The sequence below is a fragment of the Candidatus Eremiobacterota bacterium genome, from assembly GCA_031082125.1.
In the GTDB taxonomy this organism is placed as follows: Bacteria; Vulcanimicrobiota; CADAWZ01; order CADAWZ01; family Ess09-12; genus Ess09-12.
The window spans coordinates 97,925-114,496 of record JAVHLM010000009.1 but is presented as its reverse complement, the minus strand read 5'-3'; the positions used below and the strand labels follow the sequence as shown (position 1 = coordinate 114,496).

Sequence of the window (16,572 nt, the reverse complement as noted above, 5' to 3'; positions counted from 1 at the left end):
GGGCTTCATGGAGGCCGGTGAGGCCTCTACCGAGAGCTCTCTTCGGCTTCATCGGCCATGCGGAGGTACTCCATTCCCTTGTCCTGGATGATCTTGCCGGCCTTCTGGGCCTGGAGGCCCTCGGTAATCTCCTTATAGGCCTGCAGTTCAAGTTCCAGTCCCTCGGAGGTATGGGCGGCGCCCTGTGCCGCGAGGCTGTCACCGGAAACTTTGAGCTTCCGGGCTTCCTCAAGGCGGGCCAGTCCCTCTTTCTCTTTTACCCTCCCCCGATTTTCCGTGAGTATTCCCCGCTGTATCTCGCCTATTCCCTTCTGCTCAAGCTCCCGGGCTTTTTTTGATGTTTTGAAGCCGAGCTTTATCGATGAGAGACCCTCTTGCTCCTTGATTCTTGCTTCCTGCTCGAGGGCGAGGCCCTTTCTGAATTTCCTTACTCCCCGCCGCTCTGCGGCATGGGCCTTTGTTTCTTGAGCGAAGGCTTCCCCGATATCTCCCCGCGCTTCCTGCCCCGATTCCGCGGCGGTTTTTTCCGCGTCAAGCCCTTCCTGGAAACCGGCAATATTGCTTTCCTGTATGGTTCTGCCTTCCTGGGCCAGATCGATTCCTTCTTCCATCAGGACTTCGCCTTCTTCTTTGAGCTGCGATCCCTGGCCGGTGAGGGCCTGGCCCTCTTCATGCTCATGCCTGGCCTGGAGCTTGTAAGCGTAGGACGAATCCATCTCTTCCTGGGCCTCTGAGGTGAGCTTCTGTGCCTCAAGCCTGTCTTGTTTCGCTTCAGCCTTGAGGGAAAGTGCCTTTTTTTCCTTGTCGAGGGCCTGCCTTTTCATATCCTCAGCCCTGCGCATGAGCTCCTGGGCCTGGGCTTCCATCTGGGCTCCATGGGATCCATAGGCGTTGGCCTGGTTCAGGAGCTGGATGCCATGCTGCATCTCACACATGGCCTGCTGGTTCATTCCCCATCCCCCGTAATAGAAGAAGGGGCAGCAGAAGAAATATGAGCTTTGCATGTAGTCCCAGTAGCCCTTCTGGTACCAGTACTGGCCTTCCTGGTAAAGCTTTTCCCTCATGGCACGGTCTTTTGCAGCCACCTTAAGGGCTTCCCTGGCCTTTGCCGCTACTACCTCGGACTCATTCCAGAGGTTCTGCGCCTCGTTCATCACCTCGACGCTCTTCTTTTCTTTGCCTGCGGCGCCCTCCTTGAGATATGAGGCTTGCACGGCCTTGTCTCTTGCGTCAACCTCAAGGTCCTGGGCTTTCTGAAAATCGGCTTTTGCGTGGCTGAGAAGGGCTTCGCCCTGCGTGGTCTTTTCCAGGCCCTCATTGTAAAGGGAGAGGCCCTCGTCCTTGAGCGATATCCCGTTCGATTCCTTGTCAGCTCCGTCCTGGAGGCCACTGAGGGCCTCCTTCTCCTTGAGCTCCGCCTCTTTACCCTTGCCTATGGAGTCTTCTATCGTGCCAATGCTCTGCTGTTTTACCGCTTCGGCCTGTTCCTCTTCAAAGATTCCCTGGGTGATAAAGGTAACGCCCTCTTTCTGGAGCCCTTCCGCCTTGTCCTCTCTCCTCAGGCCGCACTCGACGCCTCTTATTCCCTTGCGCTTTGCCTTGTCGCCTTCCTCATCCATGAGGATTCCCTCGCGGATATGGGCAATGCCCCGGGATTCCTTGGCGGCTCCTTTCTCTTTCTGGGCCAGGCCTTCCTGGACGAGCTTTGTTCCGTGGGCTTCTTTTTTGCCTGCCTTGGAAAGGAGCTTCTCTGCTTTTGCCTTCTCCTGCTCCCCGGTTTCACTGAGCTCGGCGGCCTTGCCGATATTTTCGATGCCGGCGTCAACCTTCTTTTCTCCCGCGGCGGCAAGGTCCTGGCCTCTTTTTGCCTCTTCCTTGCCCTTCTCTTTCAGCAGAGCTGAAGCCTGGTACACGTCAGTCTCATCAAGAAGTGAGCCTGAAGGCCCCTGGGCGCCATCGGGAGGGGCTTTCTGGGGAGGCTGGGGGGTAACGGGGAGACCGCTGTAATCTTGGTAGCTCCCGCTGACAGGGTTCATGCTTTTTGCTCCCGGCATAAAATCATGGATACGGGGGGTAAGACCCCTTCAACCCTATGGTAACATGAGTACGCCATCAAGTAAAGCATGAGACGCTGCAGGTGATGTAAAAGAATTGTTAACATTTGGGCATTATACCCTCTACGGCGCCTCTCCCGCGGGCCGGGTCCTCTGTGACCGGCCGCCTGCCTGCTGCCATAGGGAATAACAGGAATTATCGATACGATTCTTGAAATACTGGTACCCTCCGGCACCTTTCTCCCGGTGCCGGGATTTACCCGGGAAAGCTACAAGAAAGGGGCGGAAGCCATGAAAAAAATCACGCTTGACTATACGAGGGTCATGAAAACTCTTTCCTCCCAGGACTTTGACAAGATCGCGCCTGAGGTCCGGAAGGCCAAGGAGACGGTGGACACCAGGAGCGGTCCCGGCAAGGAGTACCTGGGATGGCTCGATCTGCCCACAAGGATGGATCCCGCTGAGCTTGAGGACATCCAGAAGACGGCCTTTGAAGTACGGGGAAACAGCGACGCCCTCCTGGTGCTGGGCATCGGGGGATCCTACCTGGGCGCCAGGGCCGCCCTCTCGGCCCTCCTATCCAACTTTCACAACGAGTCTTCCACGAGCTCGGCAGCGCAGCTCCCGCGGATATACTTCGTGGGGTGCGAGGTATCGCCGGCCTATTTCGCCGATCTGCTGGATGTCCTGAAAGGCCGCCGCATCACCATCAATGTCGTCTCCAAGTCGGGGACCACCACTGAGCCTGCCCTCGCTTTCAGGCTCCTGAAGGATATTTACATCAACAAGTTCGGTAAGGAGGAGGCCAAGAGGAGAGTCATAGCCACCACCGACAAGTCCAAGGGGGCCCTCAAGCGCCTCGCTGACAGGGAGGGCTACAAGACCTTCGTCATCCCCGACGATGTGGGCGGCCGCTATTCGGTGCTCACGCCCGTGGGCTTGCTCCCCATTGCGGTAGGGGGAATAGACATCAAGCAGATGATGGAAGGCGCCAGGGATGCCGTAAAACTCGCTGCTGAAACGGACTTCAACAAGAATGTGCCCTGCATGTATGCCGCGATAAGAAACCTCCTCCTCTCGAAGGGCAAGGGAATCGAGATCCTGGCGAGCTTTGAGCCGGGCCTGCACTACATGGGCGAGTGGTGGAAGCAGCTCTTCGGTGAAAGCGAGGGGAAGGACAACAAGGGGATCTACCCTGACAGCCTTGACTTCACCACCGATCTTCACTCGATGGGCCAGTATATCCAGGATGGCGTGAGAAATCTTTTTGAGACATTCCTCTGGTCTGAAGAAGAGAGGGCTTCGGTGATCATCCCCCACGACGACCAGAACCTTGACAATCTCAACTACCTTGAAGGGAAATCCCTTCACTTCGTGAACAGCACGGCCGTCGAGGGCGTGGCTGCTGCGCACCAGGAGGGCGGGGTGCCCAATATGACCATAAAGCTCCCCGCCATCACGCCCTACTACGTGGGGCAGCTCTTCTACCTCTTTGAGTATGCCTGCGCCGTGAGCGGCTATATGCTGGGAGTGAACCCCTTTAACCAGCCCGGCGTGGAGAGCTACAAGAAAAACATGTTCGCCCTTCTCGGGAAGCCCGGCTTCGAGGCCCAGTACGAGGCCCTGAAGAAGTCCAAGGCCCACCAGGCGTCCTACGAGGTGTAAGGGAGGAGTAGCGCTTTGCCTCTCTTTACAGCGCCACTTCCTCCTGGTAGGCGGGCACATGGACCTCCCAGCCCAGCTTTTCCGTGATGGTCTTTTTGAGGCCTTCCAGGGACGCCTCCTCGCCATGGACCAGGAAGACCTTCTTCGGGGCCCTGGTGAAGCCAGAGAGCCATGACATGATCTCGCCGTAGTCGGCATGGGATGAGAAGCCGTCGATTGAGGCAACCTCTGCCTTGACGTCAACTTTCTCCCCGAAGATCTTTATGGACTTTTCACCTTCCTGGAGCCTCCTGCCCCTTGTCCCCACGGCCTGGTACCCCACGAGGAGCACCGTGTTCCTGGCGTCGCCCAGCCTGGTCTTCAGGTGGTGGAGGATCCTGCCCCCGGTGGCCATTCCGCTCGCCGAGAGGATAATCATGGGGCCCTGGAGCGAGTTCAGCTTCTTGGACTCTTCGACGCTCTGGCAGAATTTTATTGTCGTTGCGCCCATGATGTCCTCGCCGGCCTTGATGAGCTCATTTGCCTCGCTGTCATAAAGATCGCGGTAGCGGGAGAATATTTTCGTCACGCTCACCGCCATGGGAGAATCGACATACACGGGGACATTGGGAATATCCCTGTGCGCCTTGAGGATGTGAAGGATATAGAGGAGCTCCTGCGTTCTCTCCACCGCGAAGGAGGGGATAAGCACCACGCCCCTCCTTTTCAGGGTATTCACAATTGCCCCGGCCAGGGCTTGTTTCCTGTCAATATCGGTGTGAAGCCTGTCGCCGTAAGTCGATTCCAGCACCAGGAAGTCAGCCTCCTTTATGGTGGCCGGGTCCCTGAGAATCGGGGCGCTCAGCCTTCCCAGATCCCCTGAGAAAACGACGGTGGTCGCTTTGCCTTCTTCCGTGAAGCGGGCTTCAACCATTGCGCTTCCCAGTATGTGCCCCGCTTCCCTGAAGGCGAGCTCAAGGCCGGCAAAAGGGAGAAAGGGCCTGTCATAGGGCACGGGGGAGAGGAGGGCGAGGCAGCGCTTGGCATCTTCCTCTGTATAGAGCGGGAGGGCGGGGCTGTGCTTCGTGACGCCCTCCTTGTTGGCGTAGCGTGCTTCTTCTTCCTGGAGCCTTCCCGAATCGGGGAGCATAATCTTGGTGATGTCGCATGTTGCCGGCGTGGCAAAGACCTTGCCACGGAATCCCTGCAATGCAAGGCGCGGCAGGAAGCCGCAGTGATCGATGTGCGCGTGGGTGAGCACAATGGCGTCAATAGAGTCAGGGGGGAGGGGAAATGGCTCCCAGTTCCTCATCCTGAGAGGCTTAAGGCCCTGGTATAATCCGCAGTCCACCATCACTCTGTGGCCTGTCAGGCTGAGCAGGTGCTTCGATCCCGTGACGGTCTGTGCAGCGCCGAGAAAAGTGATTTTTGCCATTATCGGTACCTCTCATTCATCAGTTATTTACCCTCGCCTCTGAGCTTCCCTGATCATATTATCTTCACAGGGCCTGCTTACCTGCAGCCCCGCTGAAACCTTAATCTGCCGGGAGAATTTCCCCGGCCTCACAGGGCCCCGTATATCCTCAGAAAACCTGCCGTCGCTTCATGGCCTTTCTGTATGGCAAGCTTGAGAGGCGTCGTGCCCCGCTCGTCATGAGCGTTCACTTCGGCGCCGCCGGTGATGAGAAGCTCCGCTACCTTCTGCTGCCCATAGAAGGCCGCAGAATGGAGAGGCGTCATGCCGTTGTGCTGGCAGGCGTTCACGTCGGCCTTGTGCTTCAGCAGGAATTCCACGGCCCCCACATTCCCTCTGGTGGCGGCAATATGGAGGGGAGTGAAGCCCAGCCTGTCCCTTATGTTCACGTCGGCGCCGCCGAAGACAAGCATTTCCATTATCCCCACTTCACCGGTGATGGAGGCGATATGAAGAGGGGAGAACCCCACCTTGTCCTGGGCGTCAGCCCTGGCCCCTCCGGCGATAAGCATGCCGGCTATTCCCGGATGGTTATTGAATACTGCGGAATGGAGAGGCGTGAGCTTTTCATTGTTGGCAATCCCCGGGTCGGCGCCGCTGGCCAGCAGCACCTCGACCAGTTCCGGGTGCGCGTCGATGACGGAGTGATGAAGGGCTGTGTAGCCCTCATCATCGCTGCTGTTTATATCGCATCCCCTCTCAATGCAGGCTTTTACGCAGGCAATGCTGTTTTTTTTCACCTCGTCGAGCATGTCCGGCGCCGGGGCGCCAACGCCTTCAACGAGGCTTACGGCGCACATGTCGCAGTACCTCGCGTCATCCCTGTTATCGCGGCCACAACGGGAGCAGGTTTTTCCCATGGTATTCACTTCCCTTTTTTGTTCTCAGCAGTTCGCCAGAGCTCTTCAAGGTACTCCGTGAGGATCACCCGGTAAGAGGGTCTGTAATGCTCCCTGTAAACCCGGGAATGGCTGAAGGTTCTCTTATAATCGTGCTTCTTTGCCTCACTGTCAACAGAGCGTGCCTCTTCCACCGGAAAATCGAGGAGCCCTTCTCTCACGAGATCCATGTAGGTACCCCAGAGGCTCTCAAAGCGGCCCGGCGAAGGCCGGAAATTTTCCATGGAGCGCATCATCACCGAAAAGAGGCGATCAGGGTCGCCGCCGTGGTGCTTATAAGGCCTGAGATTGAGCCTGCAAAGCAGCAGGTCCCCGGAGAGAAACTCAATCATCGGCTCCCCCGGATATTCGGCGGGGGCGGCCGCTTCCAGTTCCTTCCTGAGGGCTTCAATGGCTGTTTCCCTGCATGGTGTGAGGTGCTCGATACCGCAGGCGTACTGAAAGAGGCCCTTATAGACATCCTGGCTTGTACACAGGGGTCGGTGCTTTCTGAGCCGGTTCACAAAATCTTCCACAAAGGCCCAGTCACTCTGCCTGGAAGATTCTTCAGCAACGGCGGCGTTCTTCATGGCATGCGGCCCCATGAAGAGGGAGAGCGCAATGAGAAAGGCAATGACCTCATAAATGCTCCTGGTGATTTTATTTCCCCTTCCCTTCATTCCTTTTAATTCCTCCCGGGAAATTCCTGTTCCTCTCTTGAGAGAGGAGGAAAGCCTTCCCATGGGGAAGTGTTTCATGACCGGCGTGCCCCGCCCGGGGATCACCGCCGGCAGCAGACAGAACCACCGGCCAGCAGCCGGAAAGTAAGGAGAAGTGAAGGAAATGGCGACAACGGCAAACCTCGATCAGATTTACAGCGTCATCTATGCCGATCTCCGCGACCCATTCACCGTGCTGGGGGGCCACGAGATAAAGCACGACAACAAGACAATCGTGTCGGTGAGGACTTACCTGCCCGACATTGAATCGGCTTTCATCGTCGATAATGACCGCAACAAGGAGTACGAGATGGAGAAAGTCCATCCCTACGGCTTCTATGAGCGCATATTCCTGGACAGGGATAAGCTTTTCTCATACAGCATCAAGACCATTGACAGCGAGGGCGCGACCCTTGTGTTCAGGGACCCTTATTCCTTTCTGCCCGTGATTTCCGAGGAAGACCTTTACCTCTACAACGAGGGGAACCTTCATTATGCCTACAACAGGCTGGGCGCCCACACCATGAACATCGGTGGCGTCGAGGGAGTCCTTTTCGCCGTGTGGGCCCCGACGGCGAGAAGGGTGAGTGTCGTGGGCAATTTCAACAACTGGGACGGGAGAAGGCACATGATGCGCCTGCGCGGAAGCTCCGGCATATGGGAGATCTTCATTCCCGGGCTCAAGGAGGGCCTCCTCTACAAGTACGAGATTTTCTCGGCGCGCCGCCAGGTAATCATGAAGATGGACCCCTACGCCTTCTGCACGGAACTGGTTCCCAACACGGCCTCCTACGTCTATGACATTGAAAAGCATAAATGGCATGACGGCAAATGGATAGAGGCAAGGAAGAAAAAGGACTACCACAATGAGCCCATGTCCATTTACGAGGTCCATCTCGGCTCATGGATGAGGATTCCTGAGGATGATAACAGGGTGCTCACTTACAGGGAGCTTGCCCACAAGCTCGTGGAGTATGTCAAGGAGATGGGCTATACTCATATAGAGCTTCTTCCCATCGCGGAGCATCCCTTCGGCGGCTCCTGGGGATACCAGGTCTCGGGCTATTTCTCGCCCACAAGCCGATACGGGACCCCCGAGGATTTCATGTACTTTGTTGACTACTGCCATCAGAATGACGTGGGCATCCTGCTGGACTGGGTGCCGGCCCATTTCCCCAAGGATGCCCATGCCCTTGCCTGGTATGACGGCACGGGCCTTTATGAGCATGCGGACCCCCGCAAGGGAGAGCACCAGGACTGGGGCACGCTGATCTTCAATTACGGGAGAAACGAGGTAAAGAACTTCCTCCTCGCAAACGCGCTCTTCTGGATTGACAAGTACCACCTGGACGGCCTGCGCATCGACGCCGTGGCCTCAATGCTCTACCTGGACTACTCCCGGCAGCCGGGCCAGTGGATTCCCAACAAGTACGGGGGCAAGGAGAACATCGAGGCCATCGAGTTCATCAGGAAGCTCAACGAGGTGATATATTCCTATTATCCCGGAGTCACCATGATCGCCGAGGAATCAACGGCATGGCCCCAGGTCTCGGCGCCGGTCTATCTCGGCGGCCTCGGGTTCGGCTTCAAGTGGAACATGGGATGGATGAATGACATGCTCTCCTACATGTCCAAGGATTCCATCTTCAGGAAGTTCCACCAGAACATGCTCACCTTCAGCATTCTCTACGCCTTCTCCGAGAATTTCGTGCTCCCCCTTTCCCATGACGAGGTGGTGCACGGGAAGGGCTCCCTCATAGGCAAGATGCCCGGCGATGTATGGCAGAAGTTCGCGAACCTCCGGCTCCTTTACGGCTACATGTTCGCCCACCCCGGGAAAAAGCTCCTCTTCATGGGCAGTGATTTCGGGCAGGTAAGGGAATGGAACCATGACTCAAGCCTTGACTGGCATCTGCTGAGCTATGAGCCCCATGAGGGCCTCCATACTTTCATGCAGGACCTGCTCCGCCTTTACCGGAACGAGCCCTCACTCTATGAGCTTGACTGCCATTATACCGGATTTGAGTGGATAGACTTCAACGATGCGGCACACAGCATCGTGTCCTTTGTGAGGAAAGACAAGTCCCAGAGAAAGCTTCTCCTCTTTGTCTTCAACTTCACTCCCGTGCCGCACCGTAACTACCGTATAGGCGTTCCTTCCTCGGGCTTCTGGCAGGAGGTTTTCAACAGCGACTCTGGCCGATACTGGGGGAGCAACATCGGGAATGCCGGCGGCCTTTGGGCAGAGCCAGTGCCCGTCCATCACCGCGAGTTTTCTCTCAACCTCCGCATCCCGCCCCTGGGTATGATTGTCTTCAAGATAGAACTCCCCGAGCCGGAGCCCGAGGAACTGCCGGAAAAGGCTGCTGAAGAGACAGCAGAGCCCAAGGAAGCCGGGGAGAAAGCATCTGTTCCCGAAGGCGAGGGGATTGACGAGCCATCCAGGGCGTCACTGGAGAAGAAAGCAAAGAAGGGCAAAAAGTAGCGTCAGCCTCTTTTTCCCTTGTCAGGCTTATCAGGTGGCTCCTCTGCAAGGATGGGCTTGTCGAGCTTCGGCAGAGCCCCTTCCATCTCTATGTTATGAAGGGCCAGGCTAGCCGCCGAGCGCACGTCAGGGAGGGGGTCCTTTGCCGTTTCCCTGAGGAGGGCTTTCACTTCCTGGGAAGGAAAGGCGCTGAGGGCGAACGCTGCGGCGGCTCTCACCCTTGCAGCCTTAAGGCGCATGAGGAAATAGAAGGGGCTTTTCTTGACAGCTCTTATCAGATGAGGAAGTGACTCGGGGCTTCCAATCTTTCCAAGTGCCAGGCAGGCCGCTTCCTGGACCTCATGGGACACGTCATAGAGCAGAATATCCCTCTTCCTGAGCATCTTTGAGAGAGGCTCTACGGCCCTTGTCATCTTCATCCTTCCCATGGCTTCTATCACATCGCGCACAATGGGAAGGTTCTCTTCGGTGACAGGGTCATTGAGTATTTCCAGGAGCAGGTCCTCTGTCTTGTCCGTGGGGCGGGAGCAGAGAAGGTTTATCACCGCCTGGCGCACTTCATTCTGGGGGCTCCGCAGGTAATACCTGAGCGCCCCGAGAATATCGATGCCTGCCGAGTCGTGGAGCACTTCTATTATATGCTTCTTTTCCTCGGCTGAGGTGGCGCCCATGAGATCGTCTATGAGGAGCTGTTCGGCCCTGGGTGCAAGTCTCTTGAGAAGGTGGAAGGCCCGCTTTCTTCCCAGGGGGCTCTCAGTGGCCTTCAAGAAGCTTATAATGGCGGGGATGGATTCCTGTCCCTTCTTGCCCAGCGCGACGGCCGATGAGGACGAGATCTCATCATCGCCTGACTCGAGGTCTTTGACCAGGAATTCAGGCTCCACGCGGAACTTGGCAAAGGTGAGAATGTCAAGCTTCCTGACAAGTATTGAAAGCTCTCCCATGGTCTCCGAATGCGGCTCATAGGTCTGGGAGTAAGGGACTTTCCCAGGCGCTGACAGGCCCGGGGCCTCCTCCTGCCCAAGACGGGGCATGATGCTCTCTATGAGCTTTTCTATGCCTACGTGCTTTTCGAAAATCCTTTCCAGAAGATCCCTTATTTTCTCAACATCCTCACCAAGGCTCTCATCCTTGAGGACCCCTTCCTTGATTTGCTGAAGCTGCTCGTAAATATTTCCTGCAATGGTCGAAGCCTGTTCCCGCCGTTCTCCTTCGGTGAGGGGAGAGGGCGGTGCATTGTCTTCCGTCTCTATCTTCTTGATAACGACAACCTCTTCTTTGAGCCGCTTCGGGTCGAAGAGATCGCGCTCGGCAACGGAGATGAATATGCGCTCGTTGGTAATGACAGAAGTGATGCCCTCACGGGTAAGGACTTCTGTCCAGCCCCCCTTCTGCTCAATGTCGTCATGTTTTTCAATGATGACCATTCTCAGAAACCTGAGGAACTGCTCCTTGGTGATCTCCTTTTTGATGGTGATCCCCTTGAGGCCGGCCTTGCTGATTGCCTGCAGGAACTTTTCCTCGCTCGTCCTGTCTTTGTCCGATGATGAAGGGCGCTTGCTGTTGATGAGCAGCTCGCCGTCGCCGTCGGAAAAGGTGACGATTTCAATCTTTTCGAAAAGCTTTTTGAGCTCCCAGTATGTGCTCTCAAAGGAGCCTTTCACAATCTCGCTCTCGATCGGGAAGTTCTGCAGGTTGCCGAGGGTGATCTGGATGAGCTTGAGAAACTGGAAAGCGAGGGCTTCTTCCTCCTCGGTGAGCTCCTTCTCGCTCTCCCATTCCTTCTTCACGGGGGCTCTTCCCACATAGAGCTCGATGACTTTCGGCGACAGGAAGTTCTCGTAGTTCCCAAGGAGCTGGTTGAAATACTGCTGGGCTTTCGCCTCGTCGCCGGACTGCTTGAAGTGATAGGCGATTTTCGAGAGGACTGTCTCGATCTCTTCCTTGTGGATCTGCCACTCTATCTCGGCGAGCTGCTTGTGGTATACCTTTTTCTCATCGTCTGTGATGCTTTCATAGACGCTGGAATGGGTCTTATTGCTGGAAAAAATAAAAGTGTCCGGCTCATTGATGGGATCGTTGGTGATAAGGGCCGCCTTCTGGGCTTTCTCCAGGATGTCCTGCACAAAGGCCTCGCTCCTGCCGTCCACCTGCTTGAGAAGATCGATATTGAAGCGCTCCCCTATCACGGAGGCCCTGCAGAGGAGCCCCTTCACCTCCTCGTCAAGCTGCTGTATCCCTGGGTTGAAGGCTTCCTCGATATTGACGGGGATCGAATCTGCCTCAAAGGGCTCGACGATAAGGACACCCTCGCGGGTATGGATGATATTCCTGTATATCAGGAGCTTGATGATGTCTTCCACGAGGAGCGGAAGGCCTTTTGAACGCTCCCTTATTATTTTTACCACATCCTTGTTCACTTCAAGGCCTGGTATGATGGATGCCACAAGCTTCTCGATTTCATCTTTTTCAAGCATTTCAAGCCTGTAGCGCGTCATGACCGATTTCTCCTCGAGGCGCCTCAGGTATTCAAGGAGATCAGTGTCTTTTGACGCAAGAAGCTCATCACTGTTGAGGGAGATGAAGATGGGGATCCTGTCGGCTTTCGGGTTGGATTTGAGGCGCTCGATGAGCATCTGGGTCCCCAGGTTGGACCACTGGAAATCATCAATGCTTATGGCGAGGGGTTTATTCTCGCTGATAGTGAGAAAGACCTCTTCAATGGCCTCCAGCAGAATCTCCTTGCGCTGCTGTGCCGATATTTCCGGTCCTTCCGCCGGCTGCACATAGTAAGGGGCAAAAACCGGCATAAGGGGAACTATCTCTCGGAGCTTCTGCCTGCTGAGGCGGTTTGCCACTGTAGACGCAAGCTCCTGGGCTTCGGTAAGCTTCCTGTTGAGGGTGTCGGTGACCTCCCAGAAGGGCTGGGCCGCCGTGATGTGCTGGCAATGGCAGCGGAGGTGGAGATTCCTCACGGGGTCGAAAGCCTGGGCAATTTCGGAGAGCAGCCTTGATTTTCCTATGCCGTGGGGGCCTTCTATCATCACGATGGGCTTGCTTTCCGACGATGTGGGGAGGGCGAGCCTCTTGAGGCGCTGCACCAGTTCCTCGCGGCCCACGAATTTCTTGCAGGGAAAGTAGCGGTGAAGGAACCGGACCTCGATATCCTCCGTTCTCTTCTCGTCTATTGTCGAGACAGAGTTCCTGCCCTTCTTCTTGCTTATGTAGGCCGCTTCGTCGGCAAGCTGTACAAGCTCCTGTGCGTGTGCCGTGTCATCGGGGCAGTGGGCCACACCGATGCTGAGGGTGACTCTCAGGGATTCGTTCACCGAGGGGAGATGAATGGAATGTGAAGAGACAATGTTTTTCAATTCCAGGGCGAGGTCTTTCGCTTCCGGTTTCGGGAGCCCCGGGAGAAGGGCCACGAACTCGTCGCCGGCATACCTTATGGCAAGCCCTTTCTCGCCTATGGAGTCCCTGAAGAGCTCTGCCACCTCCTTGAGCACCACGTCGCCCTCCTGATGGCTGTAGCCGTCGTTGATGCTCTTGAAGTGGTCTATGTCGAACATGAGAAATGAATAATCACCGGGCTTTTCCTTGAGAGCCTGGCTGTCTTTATCAATCTGCTCCCTGAAGAATCTCCTGTTGAGGAGGCCCGTAAGATCGTCACGGTAGACCAGATCAAAGAGCTGGCCTTCCGTCTGTGCCGGTTTGTCTGATAGCTCTTTTGCCATAGAGGAGGATGAGCGACCGGGTAGATTTTCTCCGGTTTATCTCAGTCGCCTCTACAGGTATTACCCGCTTCTTTCCTTTTTCCTGCCGGAAAAAGTACTCTCAAGGAGTTTTGTTGTTCTTGAAGAATATAAAGTGGTTTGCGGCCTCCCCGGGGAGTGGGGGGGCACTATCGTATTCACAGGGGAGTCGTATGAGCAAGATACGTGTGGGCATCGATGTGGGGGGTACTTTCACCCATGCCGTGGCGATAGACAATAGAGGACTCGATATCCTGGGATTTGCAGTGACACCAACGACCCACCGTGCCGAAGAGGGCGTTGCCAGGGGGGTCATCACGGTATTTCATGACCTCCTGGATCGTGTGAAGGACAAGGGAGTGACGGGCGGGGATATTGTCTTTGTCGCTCACAGCACCACGCAGGCTACCAATGCGCTGCTGGAAGGCGACGTGGCACCCGTGGGCATCCTGGCTGTCGGCTCGGGCATGGAGGGCATGAAGGCGAAAATGGATGCCAATGTCCCTGACATAGAGGTCACCAGTGGGAAATTCATAAGGACATTCTTCACTTACCTTGACACGGCAAAGGGCTGGGATGACGGCCTGGCGGCCCCGCTCGGCGCTCTCAAGGGCGCAGGTGCAAAAAGCATCGTGGCTGCTGAGCCCTTCAGCGTTGATGATCCCTCACGGGAGCTCGCGATCAAGGAGGCGGCGTCGCGGATCGGCCTTCCCGCATGCGGCACCCACGAGATGTCAGGTCTATATGGCCTTCGCGTGAGAACCAGGACGGCCGTCATAAACGCGAGCATCCTGCCCAAGATGATGGAGACGGCCACCCTTACCGGCCAGAGTCTCTCCCGCTCATCAGTGGAAGCCCCTCTTATGATCATGAGGAGCGACGGCGGTGTCATGTCTCTTGAAGAGATGAAGCGCAGGCCCCTGCTCACGCTGCTCTCAGGCCCGGCTGCAGGAATCGCCGCCGCTCTCACCTACATAAGGGCTACCGATGCCATCTTCCTCGAAGCGGGGGGAACCAGCACCGATATCACGGTGATAAGGAACGGCAAGGCAGTGATCCGTTCCGCGCAGATTGGCGGCCATATCACCTATATGAAGACCCTCGACAGCAGGACCCTTGGCATTGCCGGGGGCTCCATGGTGCAGGTGAAAGACGGCGCCATTGCCGACGTGGGCCCCAGGAGCGCCCATATAGCCGGCCTTCCTTACGTAAGCTTCACCTCTGTCGAGGACCTGCCTCCTCCTCTCGCAGTCTCAACGGTGACACCTCTTGCCGACGATCCGCCCTATCTTGTCGTGACCAGCGGGGAAGGGAAGTCTTTTGCAGTCACCACCACGTGCGCGGCAAATTACCTGGGATTCATCAGGGAGGGGGAATATGCCTTCGGGAACACCCGGTCCCTCGAGGGGGTCTTCGAGGCCCTTGCAGGGCATTTCGGGAAGAGTCCCCGCGCCGTCGCCGAGGAGATCATGGAAAAGGCGGCGCAGAAGGTCATCCCTACCCTGGAGACCCTCGTAAAGGAATATGATTTGAGGGAGAAGGCCATAAGGCTTATCGGAGGCGGGGGGGGATCCTATTCCATCGTGCCTTACGTGGCGAAAAAAATGAATGTTGACTATGAAATCGCCCGAAACGCTGAGGTGATCTCCGCAATCGGCGCGGCATTGGCAATGGTGAGGGATACCATAGAGAGGAACATATTCAACCCTAAGCCCGAAGATATCGAAGCCATAAGGCGTGAGGCGGAGCGGTCCGTCATCACGATGGGTGCCGCGCCTGACTCGGTGGAGGTCCACATGGAGGTTGACGGGCAGAAGAACATTGTAAGGGCAATCGCCACAGGCTCCATAGAGTTCAAGAGCCAGGATCTCATGCAGGCTGACATCGGCGACGAGGGGCGGAGAAAGGTCATTGCCGAGACATTTGCCACAGGGACTGACATGATAGCGCTCAGGGGGAGCACGGAATACCTCTCGGTATATGAGGTGAAAAAGGAGGAAAAACGCCTTTTCAACCTGCTCAGGACGGTAAAGACCGTGATGGCGGTCCTTGATGGCAAGGGGACCATAAGGCTCCAGGTTCCCCGGGGGAAGTTCTATTCCTGCGAGGGCGCAGTCGCACCGGAAGCCCTCAGGAAAGTCATTGAGGAGAACAGGGAATACGGTGATGCCGGCTCAACGCCCCCTGCCATATTCATGCTCCACGGTCAGCGTCTCCTTGACCTCTCGAGTGTCGTCGAGGAGGAGCAGATAATGGCCCTGGCAAGGACAGAGCTTGAAAAAGCGGGAAAAGCGGAAAAAGTGCTCATCATCGCCCGGGCGGGGAGCTAGGGGAGTGGATATTATTTCAACAGATACCAAGGAGGAGAGCACCATGACACTCACAATCGGGGATATATACAGGACCGCTTATCAATTCGGTATGGAAAAGGATTACCGCGGCGCGCAGGTGATAAGGGAGACCCTTCTCTCTCATGCAAAGAGCCTCAGGGAGCTCTGTGAAAAGGCCGGCTTTGCCTTCCGCTGCGAGGCTGATGATCTTGAGGGAGCGCAGCAGGAGTTTGAGAGGATCTATGATGAAGCCTATAAGCATTACTGCGCCATCAAGGATGACAGCCGCCTCACCAGGCTCGAGAAGGCCAGAAAGTGCGGGGAGCTTCTGGATATAATCTCCTTTACCCTTGATGATCTGAAGCATCCTTATTATGATACGAGGATTCTCTTCGGTGAACCGTCGGCGGAGGTAAAAAAGGTGCTCGTGGGCATCGACATCACGCCGGCCGATGTGGCGCTGGCAAAGCAGGAAGGCGCCCTGCTTATCGCTCACCATCCCCAGTCCTATGCAGCGCAGCGCCTTCCCCTCATACTGGACAAGCAGCCCTATATATGGGAGAAAGAGTTTGGCATCCCCCTGGAGATGGGGCTCAGCATCATTGCGGCGAGAAAGGATATTATCACGAGAAAGCTCACGACGGAAAACCTGGAGCACACCCTTTCCCACGCAAGGCTTGAGGGAGTGCCTCTTATCTGCATCCATACACCCTGTGACAATCTTACCGAATGGTACCTGGTAGAGATGTTCAGGAAGGAGCAGATAAGGACCGCGAGGGATATTGTCGATCTTTTTCTGATTCTCCCCGAGTTTGAATATTATCGCAACAACAGGAAGATCAAGCCCCAGGTCCACAGCAGGCTCGGCTGCGACCCCCCTGTTACCAAGTATTTTGTGGATATGGCAGGCGGTACGGCAGGTCCCGAGGTGATGTACGAGTTCCTGGGAAAGTATGGCGTGGGCACTCTCATCAATATGCATATTCCCGAGCTCAACCTGGAAGAGGCTTACAGGCACCATATGACGGTCATCGTGGCAGGCCATCACGCAAGCGATTCCCTGGGAGTGAACCTGATGCTTGACGAGATTGAGCGGCGTTTTTCTGTCACGCTTGAATGCCTTGATGTGGCTGGTTTCAAGCGTTTCAAAAGGGGGGCGTGAGGAAAATTTTCCGGGCAAAAAAGGTTGTTTGTGAAAGGCATATAATTATATAGGGTGTACATGCCTTCCTGAAT

At 56.0% G+C, this 16,572-nt stretch carries 9 protein-coding genes; 4 read left to right on the top strand and 5 right to left on the bottom strand.

The genetic code is table 11. The annotated features are described in order from the left end of the window. Nucleotides 1-26: 26 nt before the first annotated feature. Nucleotides 27-2,036 (bottom strand): hypothetical protein, encoded by a 2,010-nt coding sequence (locus RDV48_12340; protein ID MDQ7823579.1) that lies wholly within the window; start codon nucleotides 2,034-2,036, stop codon nucleotides 27-29. A 309-nt stretch (nucleotides 2,037-2,345) separates the two neighbouring features. On the opposite strand from RDV48_12340, the gene RDV48_12335 reads away from it, so the two are divergent. After that, nucleotides 2,346-3,719, top strand: a complete 1,374-nt coding sequence (locus RDV48_12335; protein ID MDQ7823578.1) for a glucose-6-phosphate isomerase — start codon at nucleotides 2,346-2,348, stop codon at nucleotides 3,717-3,719. A gap of 25 nt (nucleotides 3,720-3,744) precedes the next feature. Here the strand turns inward: RDV48_12335 and RDV48_12330 are convergent, their stop codons facing one another. The 3 genes from RDV48_12330 to RDV48_12320 form a co-directional block, all read right to left on the bottom strand. Beyond that, complete coding sequence (locus tag RDV48_12330; GenBank protein MDQ7823577.1) at nucleotides 3,745-5,133, bottom strand: MBL fold metallo-hydrolase; 1,389 nt, start codon at nucleotides 5,131-5,133, stop codon at nucleotides 3,745-3,747. A 128-nt stretch (nucleotides 5,134-5,261) separates the two neighbouring features. Next, on the bottom strand, nucleotides 5,262-6,032 hold the full coding sequence (locus RDV48_12325; GenBank protein MDQ7823576.1) for an ankyrin repeat domain-containing protein: 771 nt from the start codon (nucleotides 6,030-6,032) through the stop codon (nucleotides 5,262-5,264). Nucleotides 6,033-6,037: 5 nt separating this feature from the next. Beyond that, nucleotides 6,038-6,730: a hypothetical protein gene (locus RDV48_12320; GenBank protein ID MDQ7823575.1), complete on the bottom strand. Its 693-nt coding sequence runs from the start codon at nucleotides 6,728-6,730 to the stop codon at nucleotides 6,038-6,040. A gap of 163 nt (nucleotides 6,731-6,893) precedes the next feature. Here RDV48_12320 and glgB point away from each other — a divergent pair, with 163 nt between their 5' ends. Then, on the top strand, nucleotides 6,894-9,254 hold the full coding sequence (gene glgB, locus RDV48_12315) for a 1,4-alpha-glucan branching protein GlgB (protein MDQ7823574.1): 2,361 nt from the start codon (nucleotides 6,894-6,896) through the stop codon (nucleotides 9,252-9,254). A 2-nt stretch (nucleotides 9,255-9,256) separates the two neighbouring features. On the opposite strand, the gene RDV48_12310 is transcribed toward glgB, so the two are convergent. Continuing rightward, entirely contained in the window at nucleotides 9,257-12,988 is a 3,732-nt protein-coding gene (locus RDV48_12310) for a diguanylate cyclase (protein MDQ7823573.1), read from the bottom strand. A 191-nt stretch (nucleotides 12,989-13,179) separates the two neighbouring features. Between RDV48_12310 and RDV48_12305 the strand changes: the two genes are divergently transcribed. Both RDV48_12305 and RDV48_12300 read left to right on the top strand, forming a co-directional pair. Beyond that, complete coding sequence (locus RDV48_12305) at nucleotides 13,180-15,336, top strand: hydantoinase/oxoprolinase family protein (protein MDQ7823572.1); 2,157 nt, start codon at nucleotides 13,180-13,182, stop codon at nucleotides 15,334-15,336. 43 nt (nucleotides 15,337-15,379) lie between these two features. After that, the gene (locus RDV48_12300; protein MDQ7823571.1) at nucleotides 15,380-16,498 is read left to right on the top strand and encodes a hypothetical protein; all 1,119 of its coding nucleotides are present in this window, start codon (nucleotides 15,380-15,382) and stop codon (nucleotides 16,496-16,498) included. Nucleotides 16,499-16,572 lie beyond the last annotated feature (74 nt).